General features: G+C 34.0%; 11 protein-coding genes and 1 pseudogene. All 12 read left to right on the forward strand.

Annotated features, from left to right (window positions below):
* A partial coding sequence (locus FD32_RS02250) for a glycosyltransferase family protein (RefSeq protein ID WP_476703302.1) occupies nt 1-593 on the forward strand: 593 nt, incomplete at its 5' end.
* A gap of 2 nt (nt 594-595) precedes the next feature.
* Complete coding sequence (locus FD32_RS02255) at nt 596-1,399, forward strand: hypothetical protein (RefSeq protein ID WP_047766839.1); 804 nt, start codon at nt 596-598, stop codon at nt 1,397-1,399.
* Between the two features lie 15 nt (nt 1,400-1,414).
* Entirely contained in the window at nt 1,415-2,254 is an 840-nt protein-coding gene (locus tag FD32_RS02260; protein ID WP_047766841.1) for a glycosyltransferase, read from the forward strand.
* Nucleotides 2,255-2,257: 3 nt separating this feature from the next.
* Nucleotides 2,258-3,301, forward strand: coding sequence for a glycosyltransferase family 4 protein (locus tag FD32_RS02265; RefSeq protein WP_047766843.1), 1,044 nt, complete (start codon nt 2,258-2,260; stop codon nt 3,299-3,301).
* A 15-nt stretch (nt 3,302-3,316) separates the two neighbouring features.
* Nucleotides 3,317-4,597 carry an O-antigen polymerase gene (locus tag FD32_RS02270; RefSeq protein ID WP_047766845.1) on the forward strand — a complete coding sequence of 427 codons (1,281 nt, stop codon included), beginning with the start codon at nt 3,317-3,319 and terminating at the stop codon, nt 4,595-4,597.
* Entirely contained in the window at nt 4,594-6,012 is a 1,419-nt protein-coding gene (gene wzx / locus FD32_RS02275; RefSeq protein ID WP_047766847.1) for an O-unit flippase-like protein, read from the forward strand. The genes FD32_RS02270 and wzx overlap by 4 nt, the downstream gene beginning before the upstream one ends.
* Nucleotides 6,013-6,025: 13 nt before the next feature.
* Nucleotides 6,026-7,060, forward strand: coding sequence for an acyltransferase family protein (locus tag FD32_RS02280; protein ID WP_047766849.1), 1,035 nt, complete (start codon nt 6,026-6,028; stop codon nt 7,058-7,060).
* 94 nt (nt 7,061-7,154) lie between these two features.
* Entirely contained in the window at nt 7,155-8,024 is an 870-nt protein-coding gene (gene rfbA / locus FD32_RS02285; protein ID WP_047766851.1) for a glucose-1-phosphate thymidylyltransferase RfbA, read from the forward strand.
* 10 nt (nt 8,025-8,034) lie between these two features.
* Nucleotides 8,035-8,519, forward strand: a pseudogene (locus tag FD32_RS02290) (dTDP-4-dehydrorhamnose 3,5-epimerase family protein).
* An 11-nt stretch (nt 8,520-8,530) separates the two neighbouring features.
* Nucleotides 8,531-9,574 (forward strand): dTDP-glucose 4,6-dehydratase, encoded by a 1,044-nt coding sequence (gene rfbB / locus FD32_RS02295; RefSeq protein WP_047766853.1) that lies wholly within the window; start codon nt 8,531-8,533, stop codon nt 9,572-9,574.
* 57 nt (nt 9,575-9,631) lie between these two features.
* Nucleotides 9,632-10,468 (forward strand): dTDP-4-dehydrorhamnose reductase, encoded by an 837-nt coding sequence (gene rfbD / locus FD32_RS02300; RefSeq protein WP_047766855.1) that lies wholly within the window; start codon nt 9,632-9,634, stop codon nt 10,466-10,468.
* Between the two features lie 395 nt (nt 10,469-10,863).
* Nucleotides 10,864-11,085, forward strand: a complete 222-nt coding sequence (locus FD32_RS10015; RefSeq protein ID WP_152666494.1) for a hypothetical protein — start codon at nt 10,864-10,866, stop codon at nt 11,083-11,085.
* Nucleotides 11,086-11,117: the final 32 nt, after the last annotated feature.

Consider the following 11,117-nt stretch of genomic DNA (forward strand, 5'->3'; position numbering starts at 1 on the left):
AAAAGCCGAAGCTGACGCAGCTCCGGCTAGTTTTCGTGCTTTCAAGTTTCAGTTATAGTAATAGATTCGAACTTCAAATAAAGGCAATTAATAAATACAAAGATATATATTCTAGATTGGCCGTTGTTGGCGGGCAAGTAAGCGAGTTCTTAGGAACAGAATATAACATTGTTGGCTATAGAAGAGTTCCGTTAGTACCTAAAGAAATTGAAAGATTTGCAGCTTATCGAAGTCCAATTAATAATCCAACAGTTATGATTAATAAATCTGCTTTATTAAATATAGGTGGCTATTCTGGTCTAAATGTATTAGAGGATTATGACTTATGGGTTCGCTTTTTATCAGCTGAATATGTTTTAGTTAATATTCCGGAAGTTTTGGTTAATATGCGTGTTGATAATAACATGTATAAGAGACGAGGAGGAATTAAATATCTGCATACATATATAAAGCAAAAAAAAATATGGAAGCATAAAGGAATAGGGACAAACAGGACAGTAGTTATAAGTAGTCTAGCAATGATTGGAAATGCTATATTTCCTGTGTTACTTAGAAAAATTTTATATCAAAGGCTTTTGCATAAGAGGAAATAGTAATGGTTAATGTAGAGTATAGAATAATTTTACCAACTAACGTCAAATATTTAGATATAACCAGAAACTATATTGAATTGCTAAAAATGAATTGGCCAGAGGCGTATAAACATTTAATTATTTCGGTTACAGGACCGGCAAATGCTAGTATAAACTTTGATAGTATTCCAATTATAAGAAATAGAGAATATGACTCTTTGCCATCTTGTGTATATAATGCCGCTTTGAATTACAAAGCAGATTACTATCTTGTGTTTTTAGGAGATGCTTTTATTTCTAAGCCTGTTAATAATAAAAGTATTGAATCTCTTTTACAATCCCTTATTAAAGAAAATATTAATTATTGTCGTTTATTACCACAATTTTCTTTACATGAAAGAAATCATCAAAAAAAGTATAGGAGAATTAACACAGATGAACGATATGGGCATAGTTTTATTGCATTTGGTGCTAGTCCTGAATTTATAAAGAAAGAATTTTCTCATAATATAACCGATCGAGATTTTGAAATAAAATATCTTAAATTAGCAAATAGAAAAGAAAATTTGTATTTTAAAGATAGAACGATATTACAAAAAAATTTATTTCATATTCTTCCTAGTATCCAAAAAGGAAAATGGGATAGAGTTAATTACTTTTACTTAAAGAAAAAGTATCCTAAAGTTAGTTTTTCAAATAGGGGAATTATAAGTTGGAAATATGAGTGTATTTTACAAATTAGAAAATTAATATTGCCCATTATGCCGGATTATATAAGAAAAAAATTAAAGTATAAAAATTTTAAGTATTTTGACACAAAACTTTAGTTGGTGAAATCTTTTATGAAAAAGTTCGCATGTGAAGTAGTTACATTTTGCCCAGATAGTAAAGTCATTAAAAAAATCAAAAAATATTCAGAGGTATTTGATAAAGTTTTCGTATATGATAATACTCCTAAAGAAAATCGAAATCTTAAGTTAATAAGTAATAAATCTAATATATTTATATATGCTAATGGGAAAAATGATGGATTATCAAAAGCATATAATTTTTTTCTCACTAATTTATATGGAGATTTTGATTTTCTATGTACTATGGATCAAGATAGTGAATTTAATAATCGTGATATTATTTCTATGTTTAAGTACATTAATAAACATGATATGTCAAGAATTGCTGTTATTGGTCCTCATGTTGAATATAAAAATAATAGTGGTTACAAAGTTGAGAGGAAAAACAGTATTTCTAGTAAGCGCTATTTAATAAGTTCAGGCAGTTTTTTAAATATATCTCTTTTAAATAGTAAAAATATATTTTTTGACACTAACTATTTTATAGATAGAGTGGATGTAGATTTTTGCAGGCAATGTACTAATAATGGCTATAGAGTAGTTGAATATGGAGGTTCAGTACTATATCAAACTTTAGGGCAAAGAACAAAATATTCTAAACTAGGGAATCATTCATATAAGCGGCATTATTATATATTTAGAAATAGATTATATTTCAATAATAAGTTTATATTGAAACGTTCTAGGAAAATTATACTTGATTGGCTACAGACATTTAAGCATTGCTTTTATATATTACTTTTTGAGGATCATAAAGTAAAAAAAATCTTGCAATTAATTTTTGCGTTAAAAGACTATCAACAGAATAATATGGGGCAAGGAAGGTATTAAAAAATGAAGATTGCTTTTTTATTGCCAATGCCGACAACAAAAATTGTTGGTGGGTATAAAGTGGTATACGAGTATGCAAACTATTTAGCTGCTCAAAATAATGATGTGTCAATCTTCTTTGATAGCAATAGAGGAAAAAATTCAAAGGGATTACCTAAGAGAATGGTATATTTGTTAAGATGTTTAATCTGCAAAAGAGAGCCTAGGTGGTATGACCTATCTTCCAAAATTAAAAAGATCAATGTATTTTCATTAAATAGGGAGATCTTCGAAAGTTATGACGTAGTTGTTGCAACAGCTGCAGAAACTGCTGTCTTTGTTAATTCTTTATCTGTTAAGAAAAAGATCTATCTTATTCAAGATTTTGAAAAGAATTGGCAATTAGATGAAAAACAGTTATTTGAAACTTATAATTATCCGAATATGAAACTGGTAGTTGTTTCTAAGTGGCTGGTAAAAAAAGTATCAGAACATACTAAAAAGAAGGTATATTATATTCCGAATGGAATTGATAAAAGTATCTTTTATAATTATGAAAAAAATAGAAATAACCACAGCATTGCAATGCTTTATCATTTAGACGAAAGAAAAGCATCAAATGTAGGCTTAAAAGTAATATTTAAATTAAAACAAAAATATCCAGATTTAGAAGCATATTTATTTGGAACTCCTAAGCGAGATAGGAATTGGCCTAAATGGATACATTATACACGATCAGCAACTCCTGAAAAAGTTGCTGAAATTATGAATAAAGCGAAAATTTTCCTGTGTACTAGTCGATTTGAGGGATTTGGTTTAACTGGGTTAGAAAGTATGTTTTGTGGATGCGTATTGGTAACAACCGATTGTGGTGGTGTAAGAAATTACGCGTCAGAAAGGAATTCATTAATTTGTGACATTGATAACGTAAAACAATTGGAAACAAGCGTAATCAGATTATTTAAAAGTAAAAGGCTTAGAATAAAGTTAAAAGAGAATTTTAAGAATGAGAAAAATAAATTTTATTTAAACAGGTCTTGCGAAGAATTTAGTAAATTGATAGATTAGTTATTTGAGGTTTTTATGTTATCTATATTTTGTGATTTTATCCTTTTAGCTTTTATTATTATAGGATTATTATTCAAAGAAAAATTTTATAGTCCAACGATGATTCTTGCAACATCATTTTTTTTACTATTTTTTTTGGCACAATTAAGATTCTACGGTCTCTTTAAAGCATCAGCTAGCGTCTATTTGATTATCACTTTTGGTATATGTGCTTTTTTTCTTGGAACGAGATTAGTCACTGCAACAAACGTAAGGCTTGAAAAAAGTAATGTAAATTTAGCTAAATTAGGCATACAGGTACAATCTATATATAAAATATTAGTATTTTTGGCATTTGTTTCATTTTTTATTGAACTTGTTTATGCAATCCCTTCTTTTGAGTACATAAGAGGTGGTGGGAGCTTATACGAGATGAGATATAATCAATTTGCTCAGCAAAATGGTTCTCTTAATCAAAATGCGATTATTGTATTTCTACACTCGTATGTGTCTGTACCACTATTATACATTGAGTTACCATTATCTCTAATATCTCGAATTGAAAATAAAAAGAATTTACTTCTTGTTTTAACTACCTTAATTACTTTTCTTTACTTTATCGGGAATGGTGCTAGGATGCCATTCATTTATTTTGTCGCATCGTTAGTAAGCATTTTATTAGTCTTTTTTGATGAATTAAAGTCAAAGAAAAAGATAAGGAAAATATTAGTAGCAATAATCTTCTTTGTACTTGTGATTAATTTGTTTACTGTATTAAGAAAAAGTGGAAAAAACTTATCTAGTGACAATCAGACGTTCCTTCAAGGAATTTATTATTATTTATGTGGGAGTGTTGTGAATTTTGGCATTAAAGTGCCATATATTTATTCAAGCGAGAATTTACTTGGTATGGGTACCTTCTATGGCTTTTTTACAATTTTATCAAATTTCTTTAATTTACCGAGAATGGAAAATGCTAATGATTTCTTTGACCTTATTCAACGTGGCGTTATAACTATTTCAAGTGATTCATCAAGCCCATATAATTTTTGTGTAACTGGCTTTCTTCCTTCTTATGCTGATGGGAAATTAATGGGAATATTCTTAATGAGTTTTCTGCTTGGAGTGATTATACAATTCGTATATCATTTATTTTTATCAAAAGGTAATATAAAGTGGTTTGTTATGTATATGTTGTCAATGCAACTAATGATAATCTATGTCATTACTAATCTTCTTTCACAAATCAGTTTTTGCTTAGCAATTATATATACGCTGATCTTTCTAAATTCAAGGAGGAAAAAACAAAGAAAATGAGGATTAATATTTCTAAAAGTGATATTTTTTGGAATTATATTGGCATAATTGTTTCATTAGCCGGAAATTTTCTGTTAATTCCTTTTTTGTTAAAGTTTCTGACAACAGAGTATTATGGATTATGGAATGTTTTTATTAGTTTAGGTGCTATATCTGTACTTTTTGATTTTGGCTTTAACTCAATGTTTGCTAGAAACATAGCTTATAGTTGGAGTGGAGTTGAAAAGCTAACTAAAGAAAATGTTCAGGTTGCTACGAGTTCAAAAGTTAATTTTGTCTTATTAAAAAAAGTCATAAAAACTTGTAAGCGAGTTTACCTTATTATCTCTTTAAGTGCTCTGGTTATTTTAGCAAGCGTTGGCACCATTTACATCATTAAAATTAGTAAAAATATTAATGAGTTTACTGTAGTCGTTGCTTGGCTTCTTTATGTTTTTGGAATATTCCTAGATTTATTATATGGATATTATGATGCTTTTCTTAGAGGTATTGGAGAAATAGGTGCTGATAATAAAGCAAGGGTAATTTCAAAGATGCTTCAAATTATATTAACTATACTACTGTTATTTTTAAATTTTGGTATACTAAGCACTTCTATTTCCAACATAGTTTATGGATTAGTTTTTAGAGGAATTTGTAAAAATAAGTTCTACAAATTTCATAATATGAAAAACAATTTACAAAAAGTCGGAGAAGTTAAAAAGAACGATTTATGGGATACTTTTACGGTGGTTTGGCATAATGCATGGAGAGAAGGAATTGTTTCTATTGCTAATTTTGTTAGTAATCAGGTTACAACAATATTATGTTCTTTTTACTTAGGACTGGTAACTACAGCTAGCTTTGGTTTAGCGGTTCAATTTACTTCTGCTGTTGCACAGATCGCTACATCACTTTTTTCTTCATATTTGCCGATTTACCAAGAAGCCTATTCTCATAGAGATATAACTAGAATAAGGGAAAAATTTTCAGTAGGTTTTGTAACCTTCTTCTTATTATATCCTATAGGAATTATGGGGATTATGCTTTTTATACCCATAATAAATATTATCAAATCAAAGGCAATATTAAGTGTTCCAATAATAGTGGGCGTAGGTATTTATCAATTTTTATTAAAGTATAGGGATTGTTTTGCGTGGTATTTAGCTGCTACTAATAGAATTATCTATTATAAATCATTTTTAATGGCATCTATTATTTGTACTATTTTATCAGTTATCTTTGTTGGATATTTTAATTTTGGAATACGTGGTTTCATTTATGCACAGATTATTAGCCAATTAATTCATAATGTATGGTATTGGCCAAGGATTGTTATGAATGAACTTAGTATTTCACATAAAAAGATGCTAAAAATTTTCTTAAAATATGAAAGAAACAATAATAGTATATTGAGAAAGCTAAGAAATAAGTAAGGATTTTTTATTAATGACAATAAGAAAAGAATATACAGGAATCGATATTTTTAAATTGCTTGCTGCAGTAGGAGTGCTGGCAATTCATGCTAATGCACCGTTTTTAGAAATAATTGGAAGACTTGGTGTTCCATTTTTTGCAATTACATCCTCTTTTTTCTTTTTTAAACATTATTTAGGTTTAAGTAAAAAAGAGGAAAGAAAGAGTTATGTAATAAAATTTTGTAAGAGAATATTTTATTTATATATGGCTTGGCAGATTATCTACTTGCCATTAATGTTAAAACAGACGATATATATATTTAAGCATTTTGGGGGAGTTAATTTAAAAAATATTCTTACATATTGTGTTTATTTTATCTTTCCTTCTACTTATAATGCTAATGGAGTTAACATAACTTACGATGCAAATGGTTGGGGAATTTCTTGGTATCTATTAGCTACATTAGTTGGCATACCTTTATTTTTACTTATAAAGAAATTGATACCAAATGATATTGTATTGGGCTTTCTATTAGTACTAGTTGAAGGATATTTCGTTTTAGCAAATCAGTATAATTATATGTTTAATTTTACTACAATTGGTACTCATTCCTGCTTAAGACTACTTATCTACTTTTATTTAGGATATTTAATCGTTGAATATAGATGTTTTTTGAAGAGTAGTAAAGAATTAATCATTGGTTTATTAGTAATATTTTTGGTGATTTTTGTACTAATTAATTACATTACTTTTCTCAATGGCGGGTGTATAAATAGTGAAGAAACTATCATGACTGCTCCGACTAGTTTTATTCTGACAATTTTTGCTCTTAGATTATCTGTTAGATTAGACAAACCACTTTTTTTGAGAAATATGAGTACTTTTATATATTGTTTTCAGCTCTATCCAATAATAATAGTAAGAAGAGTCTTAGAATATTTGGGACTTATCCAATCTCATATGCTAATCTTTGCAGGAATATTAGTCGTTTCAGTTATTGGATACTATATCTATTACTTAGTTAGATCTGAAACAAATTTAAGATTCTTAAGATATATGGTTTGATTTTTTATATCGATAATTACGTGTTATATAATTAATGATATATAATTTAATATTCATAGTAAAAATCTAAAGGATTGTGAGGGATTAGTTAATTATGAAAGGAATTATTTTAGCTGGGGGATCTGGCACTCGTTTATACCCGATCACTCGGGGTATTTCAAAACAGTTAATTCCAGTCTATGACAAGCCGATGGTTTACTATCCATTATCGACGTTAATGTTAGCTGGAATCCGAGATATTTTGGTGATCTCAACGCCAGAATACATGCCCCTGTTTAAGAAACTATTAGGGGATGGCTCTGACCTAGGACTGAATTTTTCTTACAAGGTTCAGAAACGTCCAAATGGCCTGGCAGAGGCATTCATTTTGGGTGAGGACTTCATCGGTGATGACTCGGTAGCTCTGATCCTTGGTGATAACATCTACTACGGTGCTGGCCTTTCCCGATTGGTTCAAGAAGCTGCCAAGAAAACTGATGGGGCGACGGTCTTTGGTTATCACGTCAATGATCCTGAACGGTTCGGGGTGGTTGACTTTGATGACCAGATGCATGCTTTGTCAATTGAAGAAAAGCCGGCCCATCCGAAGAGCAATTATGCGGTCACCGGTCTGTACTTCTACGATAACAATGTCGTTGACATTGCCAAGCATATCAAGCCATCCGCACGTGGCGAATTGGAGATTACCGATGTTAACAAAGAGTATTTGCGGCGTGGCAAACTTGATGTTAAGCTAATGGGGCGTGGATACGCCTGGTTAGATACCGGGACTCACGACTCAATGCTGGAGGCAGCTAACTTCATTGCAACGATCGAACGACGGCAGAATCTGAAGGTCGCAGCCCTGGAGGAGATTGCCTACCGGATGGGTTACATTGATAAGGATAAGCTAGTCGAATTGGCTCAGCCACTCAAGAAGAATGACTATGGTCAATACTTACTGCGGCTAGCTAAGCAAGATTAGGAGGAGAATAATGGGACAATTAAAGGTACAAACGACTAAGTTACAAGATGTTAAGATTATTACTCCAAAGGTTTTCGATGATAACCGAGGTTTCTTCGAGGAAACCTACTCTGATCGGGACTTCAAGGAAGCAGGCATCGACTTCAACTTCGTTCAGGACAACCAATCATTGTCTAGCCGGGCCGGTGTTCTACGGGGCCTGCACTTCCAACGTGGGAAGGCTATATCCTCTCCGCAAGTAACCATCGTCAACTCCTGGTTCCACGTGGCTTTGCCCATGGTTTCCTGACCCTGACCGACAATGTTAACTTCCTTTACAAGGTGGACAACTACTACGACGCTGAGGCTGATGGTGGTTTCTCCTTTAAGACACCCGAACTGGGTATTGACTGGCCAATCGAATTCGATAAGGCCATCACTTCCGAGAAGGATGCCGCTCAACCAACCTTCACGGAATTCGAAAAGAATAATCCATTTGTTTACGGTGAAATCTAAGGAGTCTAGCTATGAAGAAAGCATTCAAGAATATCATTGTTACCGGTGGTTGCGGCTTTATCGGTTCCAACTTCGTTCACTTCCTCGTTAATAATCACCCCGAAGTTGAACACATCACCGTCCTAGATAAGCTGACCTACGCTGGGAACCCAGCTAACATCGCTGGCCTGCCGAAGGATAAGGTCGAACTGGTCGTTGGTGATATCTGTGATAAGGATCTGGTTGACAAGCTGGTCAGCCAGGCTGATGCCGTGGTTCACTATGCTGCTGAAAGTCACAACGATAACTCACTGATCGATCCAACGCCGTTCATCAAGACCAACATCGAGGGGACCTTCACCTTGATCCAGGCCTGCCGGAAGTACGACGTTCGTTACCACCACATCTCCACCGATGAGGTTTACGGTGACTTGCCATTACGGGAAGACCTGCCGGGCCACGGTGAAGGTAAGGGTGAGAAGTTCACACCGGATTCTCCATATCGTCCATCTAGTCCATACTCCTCATCCAAGGCTAGTTCCGATCTCTTGGTTCGGGCTTGGGTTCGTTCCTTCGGTCTGCGGGCAACCATTTCCAACTGCTCCAACAACTACGGTCCTTACCAGCACATTGAGAAATTTATTCCACGCCAGATTACTAATATCTTTAGTGGAATTCGGCCAAAGCTTTACGGCTCTGGTAAGAACGTTCGGGACTGGATCCACACCAATGATCACTCCCGCGCCGTTTGGGACATCCTGACCAAAGGGAAGATCGGTGAGACCTACCTGATCGGGGCTAACGGCGAAAAGAATAATAAGGAAGTCCTTGAGATGATCTTGGAACTGATGGGTCAGCCTAAGGATGCTTACGATCACGTCAAGGACCGTCCAGGTCATGATCTGCGTTATGCCATCGACGCCACCAAGTTGCGCAACGATCTCGGCTGGGAGCCGGAATACACCGACTTCAAGACGGGTCTTCAACACACTATCGACTGGTACACCCAGCATGAAGACTGGTGGAAGGACGAGAAGGCTGCAGTTGAAGCTAAGTACGCTAAGAATGGTCAATAATTAAAATGATTTAACCAGGCAGCTAAATGTTGCCTGGCTTTTTTGGAGGGAACGAGAATGACAAAAATTTTAATCACCGGTGCCAACGGTCAGCTGGGTAGTGAGTTACGCAACTTGCTTGATGAACGTGGGGTAGCTTATGATGCCTTTGATTCCAAGGGCTTGGACATCACCGATAAGCAGGCGGTTGATGCTAAGTTCGATGCCTTGAGGCCTGAAGTGGTTTACCACTGTGCGGCTTATACTGCAGTTGACAATGCCGAAGATGAAGGAAAACAGGCCAACTGGAAGGTCAACGAGGACGGAACCCGTAATGTTGCTGAAGCAGCTAAGCGGGTCGGAACCAAGATGGTCTACATCAGCACGGATTACGTCTTCGATGGAACAAATCCTGACGAGTACCAGGTCGATGATCCAACCAACCCAAAGAACGAGTATGGCAAGGCCAAGCTTGCTGGTGAGCAGGCTGTTAAGGAAACACTGGATGATTACTACATTATCCGGACGTCCTGGGTCTTCGGTAAGTACGGCAAGAACTTTGTTTACACAATGCTACGTCTGGCTAAGGATCACGATAAGCTGACGGTAGTTGACGACCAGTTTGGCCTCCCAACGTGGACGCGGACCTTAGCCGAATTTATGATCTATCTGGTGGATAATGATCAGCCGTTTGGCACTTACCAACTCTCCAACGAAGGAAGTTGTTCCTGGTACGAGTTTGCCAGTGAAATTCTGAAGGACAAGGATGTCGAGGTGGCACCGGTAACATCTGAGGCTTACCCACAGAAGGCTTACCGTCCACGGCACTCAATCATGAATCTGGATAAGGCAGAAAATACTGGATTTAAAATTTTAAGATGGCAAGAGGCATTGCAAAAATTTTTAAAAGAGTAGTTATAACTAGCATAATGGTTTCCAAGGATAGTAATATTAAATGAAATTGCCTATTTGATAAGCACAACTAAAATTGCTTTGATTATTGTGAATTTAGCTGGTAAATTAATAAAATAATAGGATAGGTATTCGCAGATTTATTAGTTCTTAACTGAAACTTGAAAGCACGAAAATAGACCGGAGCTCTGATGAGCTCTGGTTTGTCAAGGGCGGTTTTAAATTGTCATTTTATGGCGGTTTAAAAATGTATGATTTGGGCGGTTTAAGAATTGACCGATGCCAAGCGGGACTATCAACGTAATAATTATTTTTTATAATATTCTCAATGTTTCAGGAAAATCTCTATATTATTATTGAGAAACTAAATATGGAAGATTTGAAAGGAAGCTTTTAATTTGTATGAGATTTGGAATTGGTTTAAAGGATTATTTTCAGGGGGTAAAATTCAGTCTAATATTGGAAAAACTAATACTAATATTTCTGTTGACGGTAATAATAACTTCAATGGCAATATTAAAGCAGAAAATGGTTCTATTGTAAGAAACAGCAATTCATTAATAATATATAAGGATGATTCTGATAGAATTAGATTAGGCAGATTGCAAGAAATAACTTGAACGAATTTAGTGACGTAGATTAAGCAGGAAGA

This window comes from Limosilactobacillus panis DSM 6035 (assembly GCF_001435935.1).
Classification (GTDB): Bacteria; Bacillota; Bacilli; order Lactobacillales; family Lactobacillaceae; genus Limosilactobacillus; species Limosilactobacillus panis.

Excerpts from the sequence above, each read along its gene's own strand:
- FD32_RS02255 (WP_047766839.1), top strand. The coding sequence starts at position 596 with ATGGTTAATGTAGAGTATAGAATAATTTTACCAACTAACGTCAAATAT.
- FD32_RS02260 (WP_047766841.1), top strand. The coding sequence starts at position 1,415 with ATGAAAAAGTTCGCATGTGAAGTAGTTACATTTTGCCCAGATAGTAAA.
- FD32_RS02265 (WP_047766843.1), top strand. The coding sequence starts at position 2,258 with ATGAAGATTGCTTTTTTATTGCCAATGCCGACAACAAAAATTGTTGGT.
- FD32_RS02270 (WP_047766845.1), top strand. The coding sequence starts at position 3,317 with ATGTTATCTATATTTTGTGATTTTATCCTTTTAGCTTTTATTATTATA.
- wzx (WP_047766847.1), top strand. The coding sequence starts at position 4,594 with ATGAGGATTAATATTTCTAAAAGTGATATTTTTTGGAATTATATTGGC.
- FD32_RS02280 (WP_047766849.1), top strand. The coding sequence starts at position 6,026 with ATGACAATAAGAAAAGAATATACAGGAATCGATATTTTTAAATTGCTT.
- rfbA (WP_047766851.1), top strand. The coding sequence starts at position 7,155 with ATGAAAGGAATTATTTTAGCTGGGGGATCTGGCACTCGTTTATACCCG.
- rfbB (WP_047766853.1), top strand. The coding sequence starts at position 8,531 with ATGAAGAAAGCATTCAAGAATATCATTGTTACCGGTGGTTGCGGCTTT.
- rfbD (WP_047766855.1), top strand. The coding sequence starts at position 9,632 with ATGACAAAAATTTTAATCACCGGTGCCAACGGTCAGCTGGGTAGTGAG.